This is a genomic window from Aestuariivivens sediminis (genome assembly GCF_022662105.1).
Lineage (GTDB): Bacteria > Bacteroidota > Bacteroidia > Flavobacteriales > Flavobacteriaceae > Aestuariivivens > Aestuariivivens sediminis.
In genome coordinates this window covers 197,327-223,956 of record NZ_JAKMCP010000004.1, presented here as the reverse complement: position 1 = coordinate 223,956, position 26,630 = coordinate 197,327, and the positions used below count along the sequence as shown (strand labels likewise).

Here is a 26,630-nt window from a genome sequence, read left to right as displayed (position 1 = left end):
TCATTAATTGATCCCAAATCATTAAAAATGATTCAAAAATGGATATAATATTTATTCCAAAGTGAATAGATCTTAAAACACATTCATTAATAATTAGTTTAATGTCTTATTTAGTTTAGTTTAGTTTGAAAGTGGGCTGTGGTGGCCCACTTTTTTTGTTTACAAACGAAGCTGGAACCGAAAATTCGCCGGTCCATAACTCAATACTCCTTTTGACTTTTGTATGTTGAATTGATTAGGATATGTGCTATTTTAACTTAACATTTTATTAATACAGAGATAACGGTTAATTTAGAACATAAATTGACCAAAATCAATGTTTTACAAGGCATAATCCTATCATAAATTTGTGGTGTAGAACGTTAAAAAATCCAAATCATGAAAAATGTATTAACACACACCAAAAAAGTAATCCTTATGGCTGCAGTGTTTGCTGTCACTATAGGTTACGCTAATGAGAATTCTTTAAACACTAACAAAAACAATCTGAGAGCCACAGCATTAACTATTAATAATGTTAAAGAAGGCAACCTACTTTCTATTAAAAGTGAAAATGGTATTATACTGTATAAAGAATCCATAGAAGAAAGCGGGAAATATTCTAAACATTTCGATTTAACGGAATTGCCGGATGGGAACTATTATTTTGAATTGGACAAGGATGTCGCCATTAAAGTCATTCCGTTTACAGTAAAGTTAAACGAAGTAAGCTTCAGCAAAGAAGAAGAAACCACAATTTTCAAACCTTTTTTAAGGGAAAAGGGCGATTTGGTTTATATAACCAAACTGGCCATTAGATCCGAACCCTTAAAGATTACTGTATTTCGCATTGATCATAGCGGTTCTGACCTCTTGCATACTGAAACCATAAAAGGGGTTCAAAATATTGGAAGGGTTTACAAACTTAAAGAAGGTAATTATAAAATTGTATGCCATTCAAACAATAAGGAGTTTACAAAATACATAACTATTTAGCTAAGTTGTCCCTGTCTTATTTTAATTATGTATTTCGGCGGGTTTTCACAACCCGCCTTTTTTATTAAAAGAGGTTTAATTGACCATGCTTATAGTGTTTATGCAATTCGCAATTTAATTTAGGCATGGTCTTGTCCTTAAAATACTTGTGTTTGGCAAGTGTTACGAGTGTATTCATGTGTTCCGCTAATTTACCTTCCCCGTGCATGCGCTTTCCAAATCGACTATCGTTAAGAGCTCCTCCATGACAGCTTTTAATTTGATTTAATACTTTGTCCGAGCGTTCGGGCATAGCTTTTTTAATCCAATCGGTAAAAATCTCACCAATCACACCATTTAATCTCACCATAGTATGGGCCATAGACAGAGCTCCATTTTCTGATGCATGTTTTGCCATAGCTAAAATTTCATGACTATTAATTGAGGGTATTAAGGGGGCTAACATCACAATGACAGGAATGCCATGGGCACTGAGTGATTTAACCGTTTCCAGGCGCTTTTTAATACTTGCCGTTCTGGGTTCTAAAATACGTCTGGTCTTTTCTGATAGTGAGGTTATGGAGATGCTAACATGAACCAAATGGTCTTTACTTAATGCTTTAATGATTTCTAAATCCCTCAAAATTAAAGGGTTCTTTGTAATTATGGCGACAGGGTGTTTATATTTTAAAAATACTTCTAAGCATTTTTTGGTAATTTGAAACTGTCGCTCAGCGGGTTGATAACAATCCGTATTACCCGACAGGACAATGGGATGCGTCTTCCAACTTCCCTTTTGCAACCGTGTTTCCAATAGTTTTGCAGCTTCTTTTTTAACCAAGATTCGCCGTTCAAAATCCAGTCCGGCACCATACCCCCAATATTCATGACTGTTTCTTGCGTAGCAATAAATACACCCGTGTTCACAACCCTGATAAGGATTCATACTGTAACTAAGTCCTAAATCGGGACTATTCACTTTATTGACAATTGTTTTAGGAAAAACAGCTAAGAATTGTGTTTTATTTTTATCCGGAATTTCACCTTCACTATTGCAGAATTCCAGAAAATCATTGCGAATTTCATGCTTTAATTCAGAGAAACGGTTAGGGACATTAAGCTGCGCCCCCTGTCCTTTTATCAGGGTCTTTCGGGTCATTTGATGTAAAATGTTTGTTGAAACGTATGACTGGCTTTCTAAAATTAGGTATTAATTATATTGAAAATTGTTAAAATAGCATCGGGTTATTAACAAATGAATTTTAAAGGTGTTCTTCATTAAGTAAAAAATGTCGAACTTAGTGAGCGTTTGATTAAAAATCCTTCTATTCAAAATTTGACATTGAAAATATTATGAAAAAAATAGCGCTCTTGTTTCTTGTAACATTGGTTTCGTTATTATCCTGTAACGACACTGTTAAAAAAGATGATCCCGTTCAACCTCCAAACATCATATTGGTTTATATGGACGACATGGGATACGGTGATCTGGAATGCTATGGAAACCCCATTATTAAAACTCCCAACCTCAATAAAATGGCCAGAGAAGGCATAAAATTCACCTCATTTTATGCCCCCAGTTCGGTTTGTACACCATCCAGAGCCGGATTACTTACGGGACGATATCCTGTTAGAAATGCACCAAATAACTTCGGGCCAGAATCAACAACGGGTTTGCCTTTAAGTGAAGTTACTATTGCCGATGTTTTAAAAGAATCCGGTTATGCCACAGGAATAATTGGAAAATGGCACTTGGGGCATTTACCAAAATACTTGCCGACCTCTCGAGGGTTTGATTATTTTTATGGCTTACCATACAGTAATGATATGATATTGCCCTGGTGCCCCTGGCTTACCGAAAACGACAGGCTCTTTTTATATGAAAATGACAACCCTATTAAGGAAATAGGAAAGCAACAGGACAGATTGATGTTAGATTACTCCAGTAAAGCCATATCCTTTATAAAGGAACATAAAGATCAACCCTTTTTTCTTTATCTGGCTCATGCGATGCCTCACCTACCGGTAAGTGCACCAAAGGAATTTTTAAATACATCCAAAGGAGGTCTTTATGGTGATGTTATAGAAACCATAGACTGGACCATAGGTGAGCTACTTAAAACCTTAAAACAAGAGGGTTTAGAGGAGCAAACTCTTGTTGTATTTACAAGTGACAATGGCCCCTGGCACAACCTTCCGGAACGCATGCTTGCCGATGGCGTTGAGCGTTGGCATACAGGATCTGCCGGACCATTTAGAGGTGCAAAAATGACTACTTACGAAGGAGGATCGAGAGTACCGGCCATTATGTATTGGCCCAACACCATCCAAGAAAACCAAATTAACAGTGATATTATATCGGGGCTGGACTTATATCCGACATTCGCAGCTCTTGCAGGAGGCAAATTACCTAACCATTACCCTATAGATGGGAAAAACCTGGTAGGCCTGTTGAAAGAACATCACCATTCACCCCGTCATTCATTTATGTATTGCAATGGGAAAACCATTGAAGCCATTCGAGAATATGAGTGGAAACTGCGAATAACAGAAAAGGATGGTATTCAACTTTTTAACCTTTATGAAGATCCTAGCGAATTATATAACAGGGCTACAGAATTTCCGGAAAAAGTAGCCCAACTTAAAGTAAAAATGAATGTTTTTGCCTCTGGAACAGAGTCTTCGATTTATGGTATTCCCAAATAGGGTGAAACACATAGAACCCTTTCTAAAAAGGCACTTAACATAAAAAACACTAACCGGGAAATACGGCTCTGCGTTTTTCTAAAAAGGCCGTAGTACCTTCCTTAAAGTCTTTTGTGCTAAACGCATTTCCAAAGGCATTGATTTCCACTTTAAAGCCATCAATTCCATCTTTATAATTTGCATTAACCGCCTTAATGGCAGCAGCAATGGCCACCGTAGAATTTTGAGCAATCTTATTGGCTAGTTTATGGCAAAAAGACAGTAACTCTTCCTGAGAGGTCACATGATTAACCAAGCCGAAATTTAGTGCCTGACCGGCATCAATCATCCCTGCAGTCATTATAAGTTCCATGGCGCGGCCCTTACCTATCAATTGCGGCAACCGCTGTGTGCCACCATAGCCCGGTATAACGCCTAAGGACACTTCAGGCAGACCCATCTTAGCAGTATCACAAGCCACTCTGAAATGACAGCACATCGCAAGTTCTAGTCCACCGCCAAGGGCAAATCCATTGACAGCTGCTATTACAGGTGTAGCCAAATTTTCAACAAAATCGAACAATAACTTTTGTCCATTTGCTGACAATTGAGTACCCTTTTCAGCATCAAAATGCGCAAATTCACTAATGTCGGCCCCTGCTACAAAAGCTTTATTGCCACTACCGGTCACCAAAATTACTTTAATGGCTTTATTCCGGTTAGCCTTATCAAAAGCATCATGAAGCTCCTTAATAGTCTCTATATTTAATGCATTTAACTTATTTGGCCGATTTATAGTAATGGTTGCAATACCATTACTATGCTCTAAAATAATATTGTTATAACTCATACCCTATGCTTTTGGAAATACAACTTTAAATACGGTGCCATTTTCCTTTTTGGATTCGAAAGAAATGTTGCCCCCGTAAGTTTCTACAATGTTCTTAACCATGGCCAATCCTAATCCCATACCACTGGACTTAGTCGTGAATTTAGGTTCGAACACTTTGTTTTTATTCTCTTCCGATACCCCTATGCCATTGTCGGCTACCGTCACAACCACGTTATCTTGTAACTCACTTACATGGACGATAATTTGAGGGGATTCAATTTTTGAAATGGCCTGAATCGCATTCTTAACCAGATTAGTCACTACTCGAATAAGTTGAGTTCTATCAAATTTAGCAATAATGTCTTCTTTTTCAGTGGTAAAAATGATAAATTCTTCATTAAAAATGTCTAATGCCAGTTTCACAATTTCAACCACATTTAAATTTTCATTTTGTTGCGCAGGCATTTTAGCAAAAGTTGAAAACGCAGAAGCTATGGAGCTCATCGTATCAATTTGTTGAATGAGTGTTTTACTGTATTCATCCACTTTCGAAATGATATTTGGATCTTTTGGATCGAACTTACGTTGAAAGTTTTGAACCGTTAAACGCATGGGGGTTAATGGATTCTTGATCTCATGGGCAACCTGCTTTGCCATTTCTCTCCAGGCCTGTTCCCGCTCACTGGTTGCCAATTTAACTGCGCTTTCTTGCAATTCATCTATCATGCTGTTGTATGAGCTTACCAAGGTAAAGATCTCTTCACTCATATCGTCAATAATGATTTTTTCGTTTCTTTTTTCCAATCGCGTTTCATTGATTTTATCACTAATGGCCTGCAATGATTTGGTAATGTATTTGGATAACCACAGGGCTATACCAATGGCAATAATAAGAACTAACAAATAGGCATATCCCAATCGGACCAAAAATTCATCAAGTTCTCGAGCTAAAAAATCATCCTTCTCCAAATAAGGTAAATTTAAAATGGCAATCGGTTTAAATTTATTATCCGTTAAATACGTATAGGAGGATTGATATGTTTCCCCATTCTCTTCGTGTTTATCTACATACCTGTGAGACGCTGTATTGGATATGCCATTTAAAATTTCGGCACTGAGACATTGGTGTAAGGTGTCTTGTGCCAATACCGCCCTGGAAGATTTTAAAAGGGAGCCCTCCAAATCATAAAGGTTAATTTGCAAGGAATGAATATCTACAATTTTATTCAACTCATCCCTAAAAATTAAGGGAATTTTTTCTGTCGAAACAGGATAGGACGTTTCTTTTATGACATTCATTAAATGACGCTGAATCGCCTTTTCCTTTCGCTCCAACCGTTGCTCATGATAGTCCCTGGTTTCTTCGTTATATTGAAAAATGGATATGAAGGCGATGATTATCGACGCAAATAATACGAGCAATATCATGGCAATAAAAATTCGGGTTCGTAAGGATAGATTTTTTAGCTTCATCTGTTCATAGTTATGTTTTAAAACAGCCAGATGCCGCTTTTAAAAGCCGTTTCATTCAGTACTTATAAAGCATTAACAGGTTCAGTTCAATGGGTTACAGATAACAATAATCACACCAAATCCTTTTGGGTAAATTTTAATTTCACGCTTTATTCAAAACGCTGCTTTTCTCTGATATCCAATTTTACATTCGAGTTACCCAGAGGTATGTTTCTCCCTGATCGATTTGTACATTTTGAAACCCAACATTATTAGAATGCCCAAAACAAGAATCCCTACAATACCATAAATCCAATTAAGGGCATTTTTAAGAATGGCCAAAAATACCACTGCAAATAAAATAAATGTGGCCCCTTCATTCCATACACGCATAAAATTGGATGATTTAGAAATAATGTCCTTTTGCAACTGTTTAAAATACTGATGTGTTTTTAAATGATATATAATAAGTAATACTACAAATGCCAGTTTAACCTGCATCCAGGTTTGTTCTACCCAATAAGGTTGCAATATCAATAACCATATAGCAAAAAAGGTAGCTAATATCGCCGATGGCCAGGTTATAATGTACCATAAGCGATTTGCCATAAGTTTTAATTGTTTCCCTAAAATTTCCTTTTCGGTGGTTGGTTTATAAAAGGCCTCTATTTGATAGACAAAAAGTCGTGGAATATAAAATAATCCTGCAAACCAAGTAATTACGAAAATGAGGTGAAATGACTTTATGTATTGATAATATTCCAAGGCTTAATCAGTAAATCCATGACGGTTAGTTTCCGGCTTCAAGTTCTTAAAAATTTCTCTATTTAAAAAATATCCTGTGACTATTGTGGCCAATATATCGGCCGTTGGGAAAGAAATCCATACCCCAAGTTCCCCATAAAACAATGGTAAAATAAAAATTAGCGGTATAAAGAAAAACCCTTGTCTGGTCAGCGTCAGCAGTAAGGCTTGTTTCGCCTTTCCAATAGCTTGAAAATATGCAGCCCCTATTAATTGAATGGCAATTATGGGCGTTGCCGCAAATACCCATCGCATAGCCGGTGGGGTTTCTAAAATAACGACGCTATCTTTGGTGAAGAGTCGGGTAATGGATTCGGGAAATAACATCAGTAAAATAAATACGATTGTCGCCAAACCAGCAGCATATTTAATGGCCGTAAAAATAGTTTCTTTCACCCGAGTGTATTGTTGAGCTCCATAATTATAGCCTGCAATGGGTAAAAATCCTTGTGTAATACCATAGACCGGAAATAGGGCAAACATAAGCATCCTCCCCACAATAGCATATGCAGTTACCGAGGATTCACCGCCTAGTTCGTACAGGATATTATTCATAAAAAGATAGGTAATACTTACAACAGCTTGTCTTGAAAGCGTTACAAAGCCCAAAGAACCTATCTCCTTAACTATCGGTTTATTAAGTCCAAAATGACATTTATTCAATGTCAGTTCTGAATTTTTCGACATAAAGAACCACACTATGAAACCAAAACACAATAAATAGGATCCGGTTGTCGCCCATGCGGCACCTTCCATCCCCCAATCAAAAAGATTGATGAACACATAATCTAATAACAAATTCCCCAAGGATGGAATCATCATGGCATACATGGCGAATTTTGGTTTTCCTTCAGCCCGTATTACGGTATTTCCCATCATGCAAAGTGCCAAAAAAGGCACCCCATAAAGTACAATGATATAGTAAGTTTTTGCCGGTTCGAAAATAGCCCCCTTGCCCCCAAATGATGGGATGATATCATCAACATAAGCCAAACCAAATACAACCATGGTTATGGTCAATCCCAGGGTTAATGTTAATTGGTTCCCAAAAGTCTTTAAGGCTTTGTCTTTTTGGTTTGCTCCCAATGCCCGAGAGATAATGGACGATCCGCCAACTCCAATTGACATTCCCAGTGCCGCGATAAAAAACGATACAGGGAGCACAACATTAATGGCCGCTATAGCAACCGATCCAATCCAATTACCAACAAATATAGTGTCTACCAATATATTTAAGGACATGACCAAAATACCAATTGATGCCGGGATGGCTTGCTTTACAAGAAGTTTATTAATGGGTAATGTCCCTAAATCTTGAGATGAAATCTTCGTCATTCTGCAACTGTCGTTTCAGTGGAAACCCAAGTGTTAATCCAATTCGACAATAAATTTACAAACTCCTGATCATCATTCAGGCACGGAATAGTGGTAAAGATTTTGCCTCCCATTTCATGAAATATTTCTTGTCCTTCCATCGCAATTTCTTCAAGGGTTTCCAGACAATCGCTAACAAAAGCCGGGGTTACAATAGCCATGTTTTTTATGCCTTGTTTCCCTAATCGCTCAATGGTCCTGTCTGTATAAGGCTGTAACCATGGGTCGAATCCCAATCGGGATTGAAATGAGGTCGAAAAGGTGCCTTCTTTTAATTGCAATTGTTGGGCAACCAAACGGGTGACTTCCAAACACTGATGTCTATAACAAAATTTATGCGCCTCACTGGGTTGCACGCAGCACCTATTGTCAATTTTACAATGCGATTTTGTTACGTCACTTTTTCTAATATGGCGCTCCGGTACCCCGTGGTATGAGAATAATAGGTGTTCGTATGGTTTATTTTCCAAATGGGTCTTGATGGAATTTGAAAGGACATGGATATAATCGGATTTGTTGTAAAATGCCGGAACCGATTCCATTTTTAATTGTGGAAAATGAGTTTGTTTAATTTTTTCTGCTAAAACCAATATGGTTTCGGTTGTTGCCATAGCAAATTGGGGGTACAGTGGGAAGAGTAAGACTTCTTCCACCCCGGCATTAACCAATTCACGTAAGCCTTTCTCCATGGTCATACTGCCATAACGCATAGCTAATGCCACAGGTATTTCAACCTGCTTCTGTATTTTATTTTGCAACCGCTCCGAAATAACGATGAGTGGAGAGCCTTGCTCCCACCAAATTTTTTTATAGGCCGCCGCAGAAGCTTTAGGTCTGGTTTTTAATATAATGCCCCTTACCAGTAATGCCCTAGCGGTATAAGGGATGTCAATAACCCTTTCGTCCATTAAAAACTCACCTAAATATTTTTTGACGTCCTTAGGGTTCGGACTATCCGGGGAACCCAGGTTTACTAATAAAACTCCTTTTTTCATTTCCTATTCCTTTTCAACATCAATTATTCATAATTAAATTTTTGGATATGACTTGATTAATGATTTTTGAATTCTTTCAATCTCTTCTTGATGGTAAAGTTTTGGTCTTTCTTCATTGTAATCACAATCTTGAAAAATTCCACAGGATACCGTTGGTCGCAAGAGCGATTTTCCAGGCTGTTCTTTGGATAAAGCCTCAATTTCTGGGGTTAAAAATTTCATCGTTAAATATAAATAAATTGAACATTTTTATGGGGGTTCCCCCTGAGGATTTCAATCCCTCAGGAATGGAACACGTTATGTCAAGGACATAATATATTTTTTCGGTGTGGTGCCGTACTTCTTTTTAAAAGCGGCTATAAAATGGCTGGCCGTGCTATAACCTATTTTATGTCCCACTTCATTCACATTGTTCTCGCCAGATTCCAATAACTTTCGAGCAACCTCCATTTTATAGTCAAACAGAAAGCTAAACACAGAATCGCCATAAATTTGTTTAAACCCTGCTTTCAGCTTTTTTAAATTCAGTCCGATTTCATCAGACAACTCTTGAAGCGTTGGTGGTTCTGCCATACGGGCAACAATGATATCCTTTGCCTTCCTGATTTTAATGACGTTCGTTTCATCAACCAGAAATGGACATTGCTCTATATTAGCATCTTCACTCCGATTAAAATATAAACTCAAAAGCTCATATGCTTTTCCCTTAAAATACAAACTCTTAATGGACAAATTAAGATTGAAATTAATCAATTGATTTAATACAATGGCCATGGACGGAGAAATAATACCGTCCTTATAATACTTTTTATCTTTGTTGTCCTCATTCAAAAACGAAATATAATCGGCTTCTTGCGAAAATAATCCGTGAAAGGTTTTAATAGAAATTAAAATGGAAACAATCCATGTATTCGGAGTCAATTGCAGATTAAGGGGTAATTCACGTTGTGGGTTGTAAAGCAAAAGGGAATTCTCTTCTTGAATATCCAGCGCATAACGTCCCTGATTAAAAATAAACTTTGCATTACCCTTTACACAGAAATGAAACTGAATAAAATCACTATGTATTTCTTTTACAAGACTTTGAACGACATTTTCTTCATTCTTAAAGGTTAAAACTAAAAAGTCATTATCAATTTTAGTCTCCTCAAAAGTACCTTCAGCGACATTTTTATTTTCCCCGATTTCATTCATTTTTAAAATTTATTTAGATTTGTTCTAAATTAAAATACCTGAAAACTGCTATTTTAAAGGCAAAAATATGACATTTATCATGTTTTTAATAAAAAAAAGTTTAAAAAACTATGAGCGACACTAAAAGTTCTTCCAGCGTTATTTTTTTTAAGGCTATACTTCTACATTTGTTATGGATTATCAGGTATTATTAGCATGCAAAAGTACAATATTTCAAGGAGTAACTACTTTTATGCCATTGGATTAAGCTACAAGAAAGCCGATGCACATATAAGGGGTCATTTTAGTTTGGATGAGGAATCGAAATACAAACTTCTGAACCAGGCTAAAGAAAATGGGATTGAAAGCCTAATAGTCACATCGACATGTAATCGTACAGAAATATACGGATTTGCCCAACACCCTTATCAACTTATACAACTGTTATGTGATAACACCGAAGGTACAGTTGAAGAGTTTCAAAAAGTAGCGTATATTCATAAAAACAAAGATGCCATTTCTCATATGTTTCGCGTTGGCTCTGGACTGGATAGCCAGATTCTTGGTGATTTCGAAATTATAAGTCAGCTCAAAGCTTCTACCAGAATATCAAAAAAACATGGATTACTAAATCATTTTAGCGAGCGTCTGGTTAATGCCGTCATTCAAGCCAGTAAACGCATTAAGACAGAAACCGATATTTCTTCGGGAGCTACTTCAGTATCTTTTGCATCGGTACAGTATATTTTTCAAAATGTAGACGACATATCCAATAAAAATATACTGTTGTTCGGCACGGGAAAAATAGGCAGAAATACCTGCGAAAATTTAGTAAAACATACGAAAAACGAACATATAACACTCATTAACCGGACCAAAAATAAGGCTGAACAAGTTGCCGGAAAATTTAATTTGCTTGTTAAGGATTATGCCAATTTACAGGAAGAAATAAGTAAGTCGGACATATTAATCGTTGCCACAGGTGCACACCGACCAACCATTGATAAACACCTTCTACAGCTTAAAAAACCCCTACTCATATTGGATTTATCGATTCCTAAGAACGTTAATGAAAATGTCGAGGATTTAGAGGAGGTTGCTTTGGTTCACCTTGATCATCTATCGCAAATTACTGATGAAACACTGGAAAAACGTCGTGCCCATATCCCGTTAGCTGAAACCATAATTGAAGAGGTTAAAGACGAGTTTAACAGTTGGTTGGAGACTCGAAAATTTGCACCTACCATTAAAGCCCTAAAGCATAAGTTAAGTGATTTTGCTGCTTTAGAATTGGAAATCCAACGTAAAAAATTGATAGATTTTAATGAGGCCCAAGCCGAATTAATCAGTAATAATATCATTCAAAAAATAACCAACCACTTTGCGCATCATTTAAAAGATGATAACGTATCTACAGACGAAAGTCTTGAGCTTATTAAAAAAGTGTTTCAGTTGGAAGAACTTTCAAAAACCAATGTCTAAAACCATAAGAATTGGTACTCGTGATAGTGAATTAGCATTATGGCAGGCCAAAATTGTACAACAGCAACTTGATCGTTTAGGGTATAATACCCTACTCATACCTGTTAAATCCACCGGAGATATTGTACTGGACAAACCCCTTTATGAATTAGGCATAACAGGAATATTTACGCGTACCTTAGATATTGCCATGTTGAACCACGACATTGATATTGCCGTGCATTCCTTAAAGGATGTTCCTACTATGTTACCTAAGGATATCATCCAAGCTGCAGTATTAAAACGCGGTAACGTTAACGACACCTTAGTCTTTAAAACAAATGAAGAATTTTTGGCTTCCGAACATGCTGTTATCGCTACAGGAAGCTTGCGTCGCAAAGCACAATGGTTAAACCGTTATCCAACTCATACTATCGAAAACCTGAGAGGCAATGTCAATTCAAGATTACAAAAACTCGCGGATAATGCGCAATGGGATGGGGCCATATTTGCAGCTGCCGGAATTGGAAGGATTGGTATCCGCCCGGAACAATCCATCAATTTAAACTGGATGGTTCCTGCACCAGCCCAGGGTGCCATTATGATCACGGCTTTAGAAGAAGATGACTATGTGAGGGAGGCCTGCGCCAAACTAAACCATGAAGAAACTGAGATATGCACGACCATAGAACGTAAATTCTTAAATAAATTAGAAGGTGGATGTACTGCTCCTATTGGTGCTTTAGCACAGATAAAAAACGACGAGGTTTCCTTTAAAGGGGTCCTGTTAAGTAAAGATGGCTCAAAAAAAATAGAAGTTACCAGAGTTGAAAAACTGGGTAAGCATCATGATATTGGCGACTTTTGCGCCAATTATATTATCGAACGCGGAGGCAAACGGTTAATGGATAGCATTAAGCAATCCCATAAGAAAGCCAACGTGTATTCAACCAAATCATTAACCGAAAACCAACGTTTTTTGTTGAATGAAAAGGTGACCATAGAAAGTAGCGATTTTATAAAAATAAGTTTAAATCGTATTCCCCCTCAGATTTTAAAACATCGCATTCAGAATGTTATTATTACGAGTAAAAATGCCGTAGAAGCTCTCATAACAAACTATTCTGCAGCAGAATTACAATTCAAAAACATTTATTGCGTAGGTCGTAGGACCAAACGACTGATTGAAAACAAAATTGGGAAAGTAAAGCACGCCGAAAAGAATGCTAAAAAGCTGGCTGAATATTTGGTTGAATTTATAGATGGTACCGAAGTGACTTATTTCTGTAGTGATATCCGTCTGGATGATTTGCCAAATATACTAGAAAATCATAATATACGGGTTAAAGAAGTGGAGGCGTATCAAACCAAATACGATGGTGTAAAAGTGGATGATGCCGTGGAAAGTGTCATGTTTTACAGCCCATCAACTGTAGAAAGTTATGTTCGTTTTAACAGTAAAGAAATCACTGCCTTTTGCATAGGAGAGACTACAGCAAAAGAAGCTCGAAAACATTTTAGAGACGTGAGGGTTGCCAAAGTACCTACCATAGAAAGTGTAATTGAGTTGGTTAACGAGCATTACATCTAATAGGAGTCATTTCGGCGAAAGTCGGAATTCAATAAAAATTATTAAGTTTCAATACTAAAACAACTTCCTGTATAGAAAGGGATACTAAATATGATTAAAAACGATTTATTTTTAAGAGCACTAAAAGGAGAAACAGTTAACAGACCTCCGGTATGGATGATGCGTCAAGCGGGTCGATATTTACCTGAATTTATGTCTATTCGAGAGAAGTACGATTTTTTCACCCGTTGCCGCACTCCTGAATTGGCCAGTGAAATTACTGTGCAACCCATTCGCCGCTATGGGATGGATGCTGCAATTTTGTTTAGTGATATTCTTGTTATTCCACAAGCTATGAATATTGAGGTACAAATGAAACCTAATTTTGGCCCTTATTTGCCTAATCCCGTGCGAAGTGCTGACGACGTGAAAAATGTTATTGTGCCCGATGTCACCGTAGAATTGGATTATGTTTATAAAGCTATAAAGGCGACAAAGGAATTGCTCAATAATGATATTCCACTCATTGGTTTTGCAGGTTCTCCGTGGACCATATTATGCTATTGCGTGCAAGGTCAAGGAAGCAAAACATTCGATCAAGCTAAAGCGTTTTGCTTTACCAATCCGGCAGCCGCTCATAAACTCCTCCAAAAAATAACAGATACAACTATAGCCTATTTAAAAGAAAAAGTGAAAGCCGGTTGCAATGCCGTACAAATTTTTGATTCCTGGGGCGGTATGTTGGGCCCGGAAGATTATCTGGAATTTTCATGGCAGTACATCAATCAAATTATTGAGGCCCTAAAAGATGATGCCCCTGTAATTGCATTTGGAAAGGGTTGTTGGTTTGCACTTCACACCATGGCTCAATCCAATGCTTCGGCTTTGGGTATAGACTGGACCTGTTCTGCCAGAAACGCGCGTTATTTAACAGGGGGCAACATAACCCTTCAGGGAAATTTCGATCCGGCACGTTTACTATCTCCCCCTTCAGAAATTAAAAAAATGGTGCATCGAATGATTAATGAATTTGGCAAGGACAAATACATAGTGAATTTAGGACATGGCATTTTGCCCAACATTCCATTAGACCATGCCAAGGCCTTTATTGATGCCGTAAAAGAATACAATGCTTAAAGGTATATCCAGAGGAATAAAAGCCTATTTTGGCGCTTTTAATTTAATTTCAAAATTAAAGCTCTGGAAATATTTTGTAGCCCCAATGGGCATTAGCCTAATAACGGCTATTGCCATTTTTGGAGCGGCCTATGGCTTATCCGATAATGTGGGGGATATCATTTCAAAAATTTGGATATGGGAATGGGGAAAAGATACGTTTACGACCATTAGTAAAGTTATTGGCGGACTCATCATAATTATTTTAGGCCTCATTCTCTTCAAACATATCATTATGGCCTTATCGGCCCCATTTATGAGCCCGGTGTCTGAAAAAATTGAAACGCATTTTACAGGCCCCCCATCAGGCGCCCGTAGAGATACTTCATTTATGCATCAACTCTTTCGAGGTATCCGTATTAATGGCAGGAATCTTATTATGGAATTACTTTTAACCCTCCCCATACTAGTATTAAAATTTATTCCCATAATAAATATATTTTCAACCATTTTGTTATTTATGGTACAGGCTTATTATGCGGGTTTTGGAAATATGGATTATACCCTGGAACGCCATTTTAAATACAAACAAAGCATCCGTTTTGTCCAACATCATAAAGGGATAGCCATTGGCAATGGAATGGTATTTTTATTCATTTTATTGATTCCCATTATAGGGGTTATTCTGGTACTGCCGCTTTCGGTTACGGCAGCTTCAAAAAACACTGTAGAAGCTTTAAATTTAAAAAACTTATCCCATGAAACTTCTACTTGATTCCTGTTATATAGGTCCTATTCAAAATTTAGATGCGAATAATCTTTGCGCTTTTGTAGTGGCAAACAAAGATCGTTTAAAACGGTATTTCCCCATAACCTTAAAGGAAAATTTAACCCCGGATCTATCGAAACTATTTGTAGAGCAAAAAAGAAAGGCATTCCAACTAAAAGAAGAATTTTTGTATACCATAAAGGTTTTAAAGACGTCACAATTAATTGGGTTAATTTATTTAAAGGCGATTAACTGGACGGATAAACATGGCGAATTAGCCTATTGTATTGATCGTAAATTTGAAGGCCGGGGCATTACAACAACCGTGGTAAACGCATTATGTGATTATGCCTTTAATTCTCTCAGGTTAAAGACGCTTAAAATTATAGTCCACAAAACTAATTTTGCCAGTATAAAAATTGCTAAAAAATGTAATTTCACTTGGATTAAAACACTTAAAAATGAGCATACCCCTCCTGGAGAATCTGCATTGGATATGGAATTATATGAATTGTATAAGGTTTTAGAATAATGATAAAAGACAAGTTTTACCAATATATACAAGAGCTACAAAACACCATTACATCAAAATTGGAAGCTATAGACGGTATTGCCAGGTTTCGAGAAGATCTTTGGGAACGACCAGAGGGTGGAGGGGGCCGCACACGAGTTATCGAAAACGGCCATGTGTTTGAAAAAGGTGGTGTTAACATTTCTGCCGTGCATGGCAAGCTTCCCAAATCCATGCAAGCCTATTTTAAAGTTGGGGATGTCGATTTTTTTGCATGTGGACTTAGTTTGGTAATCCATCCCAAAAATCCGATGGTCCCTACAGTGCATGCCAACTGGCGCTATTTTGAGATGTATAATGACTCCGGAGATATCGTCGATAGCTGGTTTGGTGGCGGCCAGGATCTTACACCATACTACCTGTTCGAAGAAGACGCCATACATTTCCATTCCGTTTGTAAAGTGGCTTGCGATAGGCATGATATCCATTTTTACCCCGACTTCAAAGCGCATTGTGATGCGTACTTTTATAACACACATCGGAATGAAGCGCGCGGTATTGGAGGGTTGTTTTTCGACTATTGTAAAGCGACGGAGGACATGTCTATGGAAGATTGGTATAACTATGTTACTAGCGTGGGTAACAGTTTCTTAGAGGCTTATATTCCGATTGTTGAAAAACGAAAAGAATTGCACTATACAAAGGCCAACAAGGATTGGCAGGAAATTCGTCGTGGACGCTATGTGGAATTTAATTTAGTCCATGATAAAGGCACTTTGTTTGGATTAAAAACAAATGGTCGTATAGAAAGTATTTTAATGAGCCTACCTCCCCGTGTGCAATGGGTTTATGATCACCATCCCAAATCGGAAAGTGAAGAAGAAAAATTAATAAAGGTGTTAAAAAATCCCATAGATTGGGTGTAACTTTGTCATTCTAAACGAGGCGAAGCATATAAGAAGATGATCTTTAAGATTATCGGCTGCGTTTTGAATGACCCTATAAAAACACATCGTATGTATCCATTAAGAAGAAATAGACGTCTTAGGAGCAGTGAAACCCTTCGTTCTCTGGTTCGTGAATCCATTGTTACTCCAAATGACTTTTTAGTGCCCCTGTTTGTGGTTGAGGGCCATGGGATAAAAGATGAAATACCATCTATGCCTAATTATTTTCGATATAGTCTGGATTTACTGGAGCAGGAAGTCAAAACCCTTAATAGTTTAGGTTTGAAATCTGTATTGCTATTTGTAAAGGTCCCTGATAATTTAAAGGACAACAAAGGAACCGAAGCGTTAAACGCCAATGGACTGATGCAACGCGCCATTAAAACTGTTAAAAATGCATGTCCTGAAATGTTGGTCATGACTGATGTTGCTTTGGACCCATACTCCATTTACGGTCATGACGGTATTGTTCAAAATGGTGAGATACTGAATGACGAAACCGTTAAGGTATTGGCAGAAATAAGTCTTTCACATGCACGAGCTGGCGCCAGTTTTGTAGCTCCAAGTGATATGATGGACGGCCGTGTTTTGAGTATTCGAGAGGCCTTGGACAAGGACGGGTTTATGAATACCGGAATAATGAGCTACTCCGCAAAATATGCCTCAGCCTATTACGGACCCTTTCGTGATGCTTTGGATTCTGCTCCTGTAGATTTGGCAGATGTCCCCAAAACCAAAAACACCTACCAGATGGATCCTGCGAATAGATTAGAAGCCCTGCGGGAAACGGAGATGGATGTTGATGAGGGAGCCGATATAGTGATGGTAAAACCGGGATTATGTTATTTAGATATTGTACGGGATATTAAAAACCTCGTAGAAGTGCCCGTAGCAGTGTACCAAGTCTCTGGCGAATATGCCATGCTTAAAGCTGCAGCTGAAAAAGGCTGGCTGGATCACGATGCGGTGATGATGGAACAGATTATTGCCATTAAACGTGCCGGGGCAGATGTCATTGCATCTTACTTTGCCAAGGATGTTATTCGGATATTGAATAGGTAAGCTCAAGTCTGCCAGGAGCAGCCTTATAGAACTCTATATGGTGGAACAATACATTAGGATCTTGCGAAAGTAACATGAACAGTATTGCACGGCTGTGGGTTAGATCCTAATCAATGTAAACCTAAAAAGGGTGAAATGTATATCTCCATTTGGCGTTGTATGTAAAAAATACTGCTCTAAAACGAAATGGAAGACTCCCCGATGTATTGAATGTGGTTTCCAAATGTTCCCCAAAATAAATTGATTTCAATTTTGTATTTTTCAATACCTTATTTTTGAGCTTATGCGAATCATTGTATTATTATTCTTGTTAGGTTTTGGTGTTGTAAATGCCCAATTGCAATATGCAACGCCAGAATCGGTTGGCTTGAATTCAACATACATTAAACATAAGGTTGACTCCATTATGTATGAGGGTATTCGGGAACAGGCCTTTCCGGGCGCACAACTCTTAGTCGCTAAACAAGGTCATATAATTTTTCATCAGGCCTATGGATTTCACACCTATGATAGCATTCAAAAAGTTCAATTGAACGATGTTTACGATTTGGCTTCGGTAACCAAAATCACAGGTCCATTACCTGCTTTAATGAAACTCTACGAAGAAGGTAAATTAGACCTCGATAAGCCCTTTAGTTACTATTGGCCTTCCTGGAAACACAGAAAAGATAAAAAATTAATTACCCTTCGTGAATTGTTGGCACATCAAGCAGGAATGCAACCCTATATTATTTTTTTAAATGACGTCCTTCGTAAAGGACATCCTAAAAAGCGATTTGTCCGATCCGAAAAACACAAACGGTTTTCACACCAAGCGTATTCAAACCTATACATTAAAGACAGATTCAGTCATAAGATATTCAGAACCATAAAGCGCTCAAAAGTGAGTGCAGACCAATCTTATGTTTATTCAGGGCTCCCTTCATTAATTTACCCACAACTTATTGAAAATATAACAGGGCAAGATTATGTAAGTTATCTTCAAAGAAACTTCTACACCCCATTGGGTTGCGAAACACTTGGTTACCTCCCTTCCACGAAATCGTTTAAAAATACCATTGTTCCAACGGAGTATGATTCCATATTCAGAAAAACACTTACACGGGGTTGGGTCCATGATGAAAATGCCGCCCTGTTTGGTGGAATATCCGGAAACGCAGGCTTATTTGCCACGGCAAAAGATTTGGCTATTTATATGCAGATGTTACTGCAAAAGGGCAGCTATTCAGGCAAGCGCTATTTCAAGGAGGCCACGATAGAAGAATTTACCCGAATTCAATATCCTGAAAACGACAATCGCCGTGGACTGGGTTTTGATAAACCATTGATAGGGAACGACACCCTAAGCCTTAAAGAGGCCTATCCCGCACCTCAGGTAAGCCCTAAAAGTTTCGGGCATTCAGGATTTACGGGAACTTTTATTTGGGCAGATCCAGAAAATGAGCTCGTTTTTATCTTTTTGTCCAACCGCGTTTACCCAAATAGGACACATAGAAATATTTACAACCTAAATATCAGGCCCACGCTGCAGCAAGTATTCTACACAGCAAATAAAACTAGCACCAATTCGCAAAATAATTAGTATTTTAGACCTTTAAACAAGTTATGAGCGCATTAATTATTTGGGCAACAGTGTCTATTTTCTTTTCTTTTTTATGTTCCATACTTGAAGCCGTTTTACTCAGTGTAACCCCCACCTTCATAAACATTAAAAAAAAGGAAAAAAAAGACTATGCATTAACTCTTGAAACCTTAAAAAAAGATGTCGACCAACCTTTAATCGCCATTCTTACCCTTAATACGATTGCCCACACTTTGGGAGCCATGATGGTTGGTATTGAAGCCGAGAAATTACCTTATAAAGTTGAGGTTTTTGGTATTAATACGGTGGGTATTGTATCTGCAATTATGACCTTTTTAATTTTAGTGGCCTCTGAAATAATACCAAAAACCATTGGGGCTACTTATTGGAAAAACTTAGCACATTTCGCCGCCAATTCTTTAATAGTTTTAATATTTCCATTACGATGGACGGGGTTGCTGTGGTTACTGCAACTCACCACAAAACTTATTGGAGGCAAAGGGCATCATGGCAGTATATTAAGCCGTGAAAGCTTTATGGCCATGACCGATATGGCTCATGAAGAAGGGGTGTTCCAGGAAAATGAAAGTGTTATCATTAAAAATCTACTTAATTTTAAACAAGTTTTTGCCAAGGATGTTATGACCCCCAGAACGGTAATGAAAACTGAAAATGAATCCACCACAGTGGAAGCTTTTTTTAAAAAAAATTTAAACCTTCGTTTTTCCAGAATTCCCATTTACAGGGACGATTTAGATAATATCACGGGCCTGGTTTTAAAAGATGAAGTGTTTAAGGAAATGGCTCTGGATAATAGTGCCAAAAAACTGTCTGACATTAAAAGAAGCATTATTGTAGTCAGTCGAAACCTTCCAATTCCAACACTTTTTGATAAATTAGTGGAAAGTCGAAACCATATGGCTTTAGTGGTCGATGAGTATGGCAGCGTAAGTGGATTGGTTACCATGGAAGACGTTATTGAAACCCTATTGGGTCTGGAAATTATGGACGAGAGTGATAACGTTTCGGATCTACAACATTTAGCCAGAAAAAGTTGGGAAATCCGTGCTAAAAAATTAGGTATTTTCATGGGTGAAAATACCAAGGATTAATGCTTAATGTACGTCATGGATTCGCCATTTGGATTCAGTGAAACTACTCAGTTAAACGCATCGATAACTTTCCTTTATCAACAGGAGTCTGAGGTATTGGTCGTGACGGTATGTTAATGCCATACAGGAGCAACTTCTGCATAACACTTTGGTTATTGCCAAAAGATTAACCTTGTACACAGAGCCCATTTTATGGGGTATGCTTATCACTCCATTTTTTTAAAAGAATGAATTAATTTTCCTATATTTAATTCGAGATTATATGCTGCATGTCATTGATTAAAAAAATATTAAAAGGACTGGTACTCCTATTAGTGTTACTTCTTATTACATTATATTTAACCGATACGGATTACCTTATCAAGGCGATAAAAACCATTTACCTGAATGGGTATACGACGGCGTTTTTGGAAGACTATAAGTATTTCGATAATGAAACCGTTAATTACGGTAAACCTCAACCCTGGCCCAATCATAAAAACTATAATGCCATTAGTGAAACAGAACAGCTCAATATTACAAACGAGACTTATGGCACCATTGCATTTTTAATTGTTAAAAACGACAGTATCTGGTTTGAAAACTATTACAATGGATTTGATGAAGACTCACCAACCAATTCCTTTTCCATGGCTAAAAGTTATGTGTCCGGACTTTTGGGAAAGGCCATTATGGAAGGTTATATAAAAAGTCTGGACCAACCTGTTTGTGATTTTATCCCGGAATATTGTGATGGTCTGAGTGCTAAACTCACCGTAGGCGATTTAGCGAGTATGGCTTCCGGAACAAATTGGGATGAAGCGTATTATTCCCCATTTTCCATCACTACCAGGGCTTATTTTGATGACGATTTAAGAACCATGATGCTCCAGAAGGTCAAGGTTGTTGAAGAACCGGGAAAACGCTTTAAGTATGCCAGTGGTGACACACAATTATTAGGCATGGCTATAGAAAACGCTACGCAAAAGAAACTCTACCAATATTTGGAGGACTGCTTTTGGAAACCTTTGGGATGTGAAAATGAGACCTTTTGGCAGATAGACAGTAAACCCAACGATATGGTTAAGGCCTATTGCTGTATTGCAAGTAATGCTAAAGATTTTGCGCGTTTTGGAAAACTTTATAAAGATTATGGCCAATGGAACGGCACACAAGTATTGGACTCAACCTTTGTAGAACAATCGGTTACCCCTCGCTTTACCGAAAGTCCGCAATACGGTTATGGCTGGTGGTTATATGAAAAAGATGGCAAATCCTTTTTTATAATGAGGGGGCATCTGGGGCAAATGGTGATTGTAGATAGAGCGAACAATATCATTGTTGTAAGGTTGGGTCACCGGCGTACACCACAAACTTTTATAGGTGAATTTTCCGAAGATGTTGATATATATATAGAAGAAGCTTACAAAATGTTGGCCCATGTTACACAAACTTAAGCTCGAAAACATACTTTTTATAGACATAGAAACCGTTCCAGAAACTCAGCATTATTCAGATTTGGATGAGACCAAACAGGTCCTTTGGGAACTCAAATCACAATACCAGCGTAAGGAGGAATTTACAGCTGAAGAATTTTATGAACGTGCAGGTATTTGGGCAGAATTTGGAAAAATTATTTGCATTTCTGTGGGATACTTTAGTCATCAGGATAAAACAAGAACGTTTCGGGTGACTTCCTTTCATGGCGATGAAATTTCAATTTTAAAAGAGTTCAAAACACTTTTGATTTCACATTTCAGCCAGGCCAACCATTTGTTATGTGCCCATAATGGAAAGGAATTTGATTTCCCGTATATTGCGCGCCGTATGATTATCCATAATATGGCATTACCGTATAAATTGAATCTTTTTGGTAAGAAACCCTGGGAAGTGCCCCATTTGGACACTATGGAACTTTGGAAGTTTGGAGATTATAAAACATACACGTCCTTAAAACTTTTAACGCATGTCCTTGGCATTCCATCTCCAAAAGATGATATTGATGGCAGCGAAGTTTACCGTGTGTACTATGAGGACAAGGACATAAATCGTATTATCGCGTATTGCGAAAAAGACACCATTGCGGTCGCTCAAATATTTTTAAGACTTAGAGGTGATGCGCTTTTAAATGAGAATGAAATTATTCATGTTTAAATAAAAATATATGAATTATCCTCAGACCGGCTCTCGAGATAATAGTTTAAAGCCCATTACATGTATTACAGGTATCCTAAATTCATCCCTATGAAGAACCCCTTATTAAATATTGAAAACCTGAGTATTTCATTCGGAAACAAAGAGGTTATCCACCATATTTCGTATTCGCTTGAACGCAATGAGATACTTGGGATTGTTGGGGAATCTGGTTCAGGAAAATCAGTATCATCACTGGCCATTTTGGGTTTATTACCCAATAAACTCTCCAGCATCACTTCGGGATCCATTCTTTACGACAATAAAGACTTAACCCAACTATCAAATAAAGGGTTTCGGGGTATTCGCGGTAAAAAAATTGCTATGGTGTTTCAAGAGCCCATGAGTTCCTTGAATCCATCCATGACCTGTGGGAATCAAGTTCAGGAAATACTATTACAACACACCAATTTATCTAAATCAAACGCTAAGGAAGAAACATTGGCATTATTTGAAAAGGTGAAGTTACCCAATCCATCACGAATTTTTGGGGCATATCCCCATGAAATTTCAGGAGGTCAAAAACAACGCGTAATGATAGCCATGTCCATTGCCTGTAAACCCGATATTTTAATAGCCGACGAACCTACAACGGCACTCGATGTCACCGTACAGAAAGACATAATCCATCTTTTATATACCTTACAAAAAGAAACCAGGATGAGTATCATTTTTATTACCCACGATTTGACCTTAATCTCAGAGATTGCCGATCGAGTCCTGGTGATGTATCGCGGCGAAATTGTAGAACAAGGTAAGGTTGAAACCATTTTTAAAAAGCCCAAACACAATTACACAAAAGCACTTTTGAATTCTCGCCCCTCATTAGATACCAGATTAAAGAAATTACCGTCCATTCAAGATTATCTCAATGATAATTTTTCCAAAGAAATTATAACCTCCGAAGAACGCCAGATAAAACATAAAACCCTTTATAGTAAACCGCCTCTTTTAGAGGTTATTAATATTGAAAAAGAATATTTCTCAAAATCAGGTTGGTTTTCCAAAACATCTGCATTCAAAGCAGTAGACCAAGTAAGTTTTAAACTTTACGAAGGTGAGACTTTAGGATTGGTGGGCGAATCCGGGTGTGGGAAATCAACATTGGGTAATGCCATTTTACAACTTGACAAGGCAACTGCCGGAACTATTTTATATAGAGGGGAAGACATTACCCATCTTTCAAACGCCGCCATAAGAACATTAAGAAAAGAAATGCAAATCATTTTTCAGGATCCCTTTTCGTCCTTAAATCCCAGAATACCTGTTGGTAATGCCATTATTGAACCCATGAAAGTTCATGGTATTTATAATTCCTATACCGAACGGAAGGCAAAAGTATTGGCTATTTTAAATCGTGTCGGGCTATCTGAAAACGTATTTAACCGTTACCCTCATGAGTTTTCAGGAGGACAACGACAGCGTATTGGTATTGCAAGAACTATTGCACTGCAACCCAAATTGATTGTATGTGACGAATCGGTTTCAGCTTTAGATATATCGGTTCAAGCTCAGGTTTTAAATCTTTTAAATGAGCTTAAAGAAGATTTTGGTTTTACCTATATTTTTATATCGCATGATCTAGCGGTAGTAAAATATATGAGCGACCAGCTATTGGTAATGAATAATGGTAAAATTGAAGAATTGGCTGATGCTGATGCGATCTACAACAATCCCCAAAAGGCGTATACCAAAAAATTAATTCATGCTATTCCAAAAGGGTTATAGCATGAATACTTTTTTAGTAATGTACAATAATCCTTTAATAAACTGTAGGTATTCGCGAAGCGTTTCCTTGAGCTTACTATCCCTAAATTCTATTTGCTCAGTTAAATTCGGTTCCATGTTTAAAGTAGGTTAAGTTTAATGGTAGCCTTGAGGCAAATCTATAATTCAATTGGTTTATTTGGGGACTGTAAATATGCACATTTTTATGATTAAATCAGACTAAAAACATATATAATCGTTAAAATGCATGTTTTTTTAACATTAGAGTCCTATTCCGGTATTTTAAGAAAGCGAAAACACTTCCTTTATTCCTGGAAGAATACGTATCTTTATACTTCATAAATCAGAATAAAAATGCGCAATAAAAAATTATGGGAGGGTTCGGATGCCTTTAAAGAAAACAGCCATTTATATGAATACAGCAAGTGGTTGTCTTCTACACATGGTCTACAGCTTAATTCCTATAATGCGCTTTGGCAATGGTCTGTCGATCATATTGAAGATTTCTGGAAAAGTATCTGGGATTATTTTAAAGTGATTAGCCACAAGCCTTATAACCGCATTTTAACTCAGGGCAACATGCCGGATGTGGCATGGTTTCCAGGCTCAAAACTAAATTATGCTGAACATATTTTTAGGCACTCGCATTTAATAGAAGAAACCGCCATTATTTTTAAGAATGAACAAGGGGATTATCTCGAACTATCCTGGAATGCCCTTAGAACAAAAGTGGCCTCCATGGCCACCTATTTAAAATCAATAGGCGTAAGAAAAGGCGATTGTGTTGTCGCCTTTCTACCCAATGTCCCGGAAGCTACCATTTCCTTTTTAGCTGTAAATTCCATTGGTGGCATTTGGTCCAGTACCTCCCCGGACTTTGGAAGCGAAAGTGTGATCGATCGGTTTGCCCAAATAAAACCTAAAGTCTTTATTACGGTTGACGGCTATTATTATAATGGTAAACCTTACGATAAATCCAAGGTCTCTAAAACCATTGCCGATGCTCTCCCTACTTTGGAGAAAGTTATTATGTTACCGTATCTCCATAAAAATGCAACATTTAAATTTCCAAAAGAGGTTATAAACATATATGATATTTTCAAGATACCGGGTAATGCCTTAGTTTTTGAACCGGTAGACTTCAGCCATCCTATTTGGGTATTATACTCATCTGGCACAACCGGTTTACCCAAAGCTATTGTGCACTCTCATGGGGGCATTTTATTGGAACATTTAAAGTATTTGGCCTTTCATAACGATGTCCATGAAGGTGAACGTTATTTTTGGTTTACAACAACAGGCTGGATGATGTGGAATTTTCTGCAATCCCCATTATTAATGGGGGCGACTATTGTCCTTTATGACGGATCTCCAACTTATCCGGATTTCTATAAGCTTTGGCAGTTCTCAGAAGATGTAAAAATCACCCATTTTGGCACTAGTGCTCCATTTTTAGTTGCCGGCATGAAGCGTCATATTATTCCAAAAAACAACTGTAACTTAACTTCAATACGGTCTATCAGTTCTACCGGGGCCCCTTTACCTCTGGAAGCGTTCGAATACGTGTATAACAGCATAAAATCTGATGTTTGGTTGTGTTCCATGGCCGGGGGTACGGATGTTTGTACAGCCTTTGTGGGCGGCACTCCTTTTTATGGCGTTCATGCCGGAGAAATACAATGTCGTGCCCTAGGGGTATCGCTTTATGCATATGACGATCATGAGCAATCTGTTGTAGATGAACTGGGTGAAATGGTCATAGATAAACCCATGCCTTCCATGCCTATTTATTTTTGGAATGATCCGGATAATAGTCGCTATAAGGCCAGCTATTTTGAACATTTCCCCGGAAAATGGCGGCATGGTGATTTTATAAAAATTAACTCACAAACACAGGGCATTATCATTTATGGAAGGTCCGACGCTACGCTCAACCGCCATGGTATTCGTATTGGTACCAGTGAAATTTACAGAAGTATCAACAAAATTGAAGCCGTTGAAGACGCTCTTATTGTGAATCTGGAAATGGAAGACGGGAAACACTTTATGCCTTTGTTTGTGAAAATGAGACCGAATATAGAACTGTCAGAGGATGTTAAACAAAGGATTAACGAACAGCTTAAAAAGGAATATTCACCAAGACATGTCCCCGATACAATTATTGAGGTACCAGACATTCCTTATACCATAAGTGGCAAAAAAATGGAAGCTCCGGTTAAAAAAATTTTAATGCACATGCCATTAGAAAAATCCATTAACATAGATTCCATGAAAAACCCAGAATCCGTTGAATTTTTCATCGCATTTGCAAAAAGCATTTAATTGCTATCC

The 26,630-nt window shown here is 37.7% G+C and carries 23 protein-coding genes; 15 read left to right on the top strand and 8 right to left on the bottom strand.

Annotated features, from left to right (window positions below):
- The first annotated feature begins 378 nt into the window (after positions 1 to 378).
- Entirely contained in the window at positions 379 to 975 is a 597-nt protein-coding gene (locus MR054_RS12550; protein ID WP_242158166.1) for a hypothetical protein, read from the top strand.
- A 64-nt stretch (positions 976 to 1,039) separates the two neighbouring features.
- On the opposite strand, the gene MR054_RS12545 is transcribed toward MR054_RS12550, so the two are convergent.
- Positions 1,040 to 2,113, bottom strand: a complete 1,074-nt coding sequence (locus MR054_RS12545) for a PA0069 family radical SAM protein (RefSeq protein WP_242158164.1) — start codon at positions 2,111 to 2,113, stop codon at positions 1,040 to 1,042.
- A 194-nt stretch (positions 2,114 to 2,307) separates the two neighbouring features.
- Here MR054_RS12545 and MR054_RS12540 point away from each other — a divergent pair, with 194 nt between their 5' ends.
- Complete coding sequence (locus MR054_RS12540; RefSeq protein WP_242158162.1) at positions 2,308 to 3,660, top strand: sulfatase family protein; 1,353 nt, start codon at positions 2,308 to 2,310, stop codon at positions 3,658 to 3,660.
- Between the two features lie 49 nt (positions 3,661 to 3,709).
- Here MR054_RS12540 and MR054_RS12535 read toward each other — a convergent pair whose 3' ends face one another.
- From MR054_RS12535 to MR054_RS12505, 7 genes are all read right to left on the bottom strand, one after another.
- Positions 3,710 to 4,489, bottom strand: coding sequence for an enoyl-CoA hydratase/isomerase family protein (locus tag MR054_RS12535; protein ID WP_242158161.1), 780 nt, complete (start codon positions 4,487 to 4,489; stop codon positions 3,710 to 3,712).
- A 3-nt stretch (positions 4,490 to 4,492) separates the two neighbouring features.
- Positions 4,493 to 5,944 (bottom strand): sensor histidine kinase, encoded by a 1,452-nt coding sequence (locus MR054_RS12530; protein WP_242158160.1) that lies wholly within the window; start codon positions 5,942 to 5,944, stop codon positions 4,493 to 4,495.
- Between the two features lie 195 nt (positions 5,945 to 6,139).
- Positions 6,140 to 6,688, bottom strand: a complete 549-nt coding sequence (locus tag MR054_RS12525; RefSeq protein WP_242158159.1) for a CopD family protein — start codon at positions 6,686 to 6,688, stop codon at positions 6,140 to 6,142.
- A gap of 3 nt (positions 6,689 to 6,691) precedes the next feature.
- Positions 6,692 to 8,062 carry an MATE family efflux transporter gene (locus MR054_RS12520; RefSeq protein ID WP_242083791.1) on the bottom strand — a complete coding sequence of 457 codons (1,371 nt, stop codon included), beginning with the start codon at positions 8,060 to 8,062 and terminating at the stop codon, positions 6,692 to 6,694.
- Positions 8,059 to 9,096, bottom strand: a complete 1,038-nt coding sequence (gene hemH / locus MR054_RS12515) for a ferrochelatase (RefSeq protein ID WP_242158158.1) — start codon at positions 9,094 to 9,096, stop codon at positions 8,059 to 8,061. Before hemH ends, MR054_RS12520 begins: the two co-directional genes overlap by 4 nt.
- A 33-nt stretch (positions 9,097 to 9,129) precedes the next feature.
- Positions 9,130 to 9,318, bottom strand: a complete 189-nt coding sequence (locus MR054_RS12510; protein ID WP_242083786.1) for a hypothetical protein — start codon at positions 9,316 to 9,318, stop codon at positions 9,130 to 9,132.
- A gap of 75 nt (positions 9,319 to 9,393) precedes the next feature.
- Positions 9,394 to 10,290, bottom strand: coding sequence for a helix-turn-helix transcriptional regulator (locus tag MR054_RS12505; RefSeq protein WP_242158157.1), 897 nt, complete (start codon positions 10,288 to 10,290; stop codon positions 9,394 to 9,396).
- Positions 10,291 to 10,485: 195 nt separating this feature from the next.
- Here MR054_RS12505 and hemA point away from each other — a divergent pair, with 195 nt between their 5' ends.
- The 13 genes from hemA (at position 10,486) to MR054_RS12440 (ending at position 26,621) form a co-directional block, all read left to right on the top strand.
- Positions 10,486 to 11,751 (top strand): glutamyl-tRNA reductase, encoded by a 1,266-nt coding sequence (gene hemA, locus MR054_RS12500; RefSeq protein WP_242083781.1) that lies wholly within the window; start codon positions 10,486 to 10,488, stop codon positions 11,749 to 11,751.
- Positions 11,744 to 13,321, top strand: a complete 1,578-nt coding sequence (hemC, locus tag MR054_RS12495; RefSeq protein WP_242158156.1) for a hydroxymethylbilane synthase — start codon at positions 11,744 to 11,746, stop codon at positions 13,319 to 13,321. The genes hemA and hemC overlap by 8 nt, the downstream gene beginning before the upstream one ends.
- A gap of 90 nt (positions 13,322 to 13,411) precedes the next feature.
- Positions 13,412 to 14,437, top strand: coding sequence for a uroporphyrinogen decarboxylase (gene hemE, locus MR054_RS12490; RefSeq protein WP_242083777.1), 1,026 nt, complete (start codon positions 13,412 to 13,414; stop codon positions 14,435 to 14,437).
- A complete protein-coding gene (locus MR054_RS12485; RefSeq protein ID WP_242158155.1) occupies positions 14,430 to 15,191 on the top strand; it encodes an EI24 domain-containing protein in 762 nt (253 codons plus the stop codon). The genes hemE and MR054_RS12485 overlap by 8 nt, the downstream gene beginning before the upstream one ends.
- A complete protein-coding gene (locus MR054_RS12480; RefSeq protein ID WP_242158154.1) occupies positions 15,175 to 15,717 on the top strand; it encodes a GNAT family N-acetyltransferase in 543 nt (180 codons plus the stop codon). The genes MR054_RS12485 and MR054_RS12480 overlap by 17 nt, the downstream gene beginning before the upstream one ends.
- Positions 15,718 to 15,719: 2 nt before the next feature.
- Complete coding sequence (gene hemF, locus MR054_RS12475; RefSeq protein WP_242084484.1) at positions 15,720 to 16,622, top strand: oxygen-dependent coproporphyrinogen oxidase; 903 nt, start codon at positions 15,720 to 15,722, stop codon at positions 16,620 to 16,622.
- Between the two features lie 90 nt (positions 16,623 to 16,712).
- A complete protein-coding gene (gene hemB, locus MR054_RS12470) occupies positions 16,713 to 17,705 on the top strand; it encodes a porphobilinogen synthase (protein WP_242158153.1) in 993 nt (330 codons plus the stop codon).
- A 283-nt stretch (positions 17,706 to 17,988) separates the two neighbouring features.
- On the top strand, positions 17,989 to 19,287 hold the full coding sequence (locus MR054_RS12465; RefSeq protein ID WP_242158150.1) for a serine hydrolase domain-containing protein: 1,299 nt from the start codon (positions 17,989 to 17,991) through the stop codon (positions 19,285 to 19,287).
- 23 nt (positions 19,288 to 19,310) lie between these two features.
- On the top strand, positions 19,311 to 20,399 hold the full coding sequence (locus tag MR054_RS12460; RefSeq protein ID WP_242158149.1) for a CNNM domain-containing protein: 1,089 nt from the start codon (positions 19,311 to 19,313) through the stop codon (positions 20,397 to 20,399).
- A 269-nt stretch (positions 20,400 to 20,668) separates the two neighbouring features.
- Positions 20,669 to 21,835, top strand: a complete 1,167-nt coding sequence (locus tag MR054_RS12455; protein ID WP_242158148.1) for a serine hydrolase domain-containing protein — start codon at positions 20,669 to 20,671, stop codon at positions 21,833 to 21,835.
- Complete coding sequence (locus tag MR054_RS12450; RefSeq protein WP_242083761.1) at positions 21,819 to 22,532, top strand: 3'-5' exonuclease; 714 nt, start codon at positions 21,819 to 21,821, stop codon at positions 22,530 to 22,532. Before MR054_RS12455 ends, MR054_RS12450 begins: the two co-directional genes overlap by 17 nt.
- A gap of 90 nt (positions 22,533 to 22,622) precedes the next feature.
- Positions 22,623 to 24,299, top strand: coding sequence for an ABC transporter ATP-binding protein (locus tag MR054_RS12445; protein ID WP_242158147.1), 1,677 nt, complete (start codon positions 22,623 to 22,625; stop codon positions 24,297 to 24,299).
- Positions 24,300 to 24,653: 354 nt separating this feature from the next.
- A complete protein-coding gene (locus MR054_RS12440) occupies positions 24,654 to 26,621 on the top strand; it encodes an acetoacetate--CoA ligase (RefSeq protein WP_242158146.1) in 1,968 nt (655 codons plus the stop codon).
- The last annotated feature ends 9 nt before the right edge of the window (positions 26,622 to 26,630 follow it).